Raw genomic sequence first — 458 nt, forward strand, 5'->3', positions numbered from 1 at the left:
AGTTATTTGAGAAGAGAGAAAATAAGGAGATAAAGAAATTAGCAATATACGGAAGAGCCGGAATAGGTAAGAGCACATTATGCCAATACATATCGGTAAGATGGAGTGGGGGGAATTTATGGAATGATAAATATAAGGGAGTAATATGGCTACCGCTTAGGAAAATAGCTTCAGAGTTAAAGAACTGGCAAGAAGATATCAGTTTAGCGGAAGTAATAAGGGAGCATTGTATGGGAGGACGAGAAAGATATAAGCCTAGTGTAGAAGCTATAGATAATTTTATAGGTAATTTTAGCGATATTCTATTTATATTGGATGGCTATGATGAAATAGCACCGATTGTAGACAATTTAGAAAATAGAGAAGGGGAAAAAATCAGAAGGATATTAAAAGAAATATTAACGGTTGTGTTGCAAAGAATAGAAATTGGAGATAGATGTTGGTAGAAGCAAATAACT

The 458-nt window shown here is 34.1% G+C and carries 1 protein-coding gene; it reads left to right on the top strand.

Features of this window, described 5'->3' with window-relative positions; all coding sequences use genetic code 11:
* The coding region (locus NF27_RS06865) for an NACHT domain-containing protein (RefSeq protein ID WP_039457451.1) at positions 1–446 on the top strand (446 nt) is incomplete at its 5' end.
* Positions 447–458 lie beyond the last annotated feature (12 nt).

The organism is Candidatus Jidaibacter acanthamoeba (assembly GCF_000815465.1).
Classification (GTDB): Bacteria; Pseudomonadota; Alphaproteobacteria; order Rickettsiales; family Midichloriaceae; genus Jidaibacter; species Jidaibacter acanthamoebae.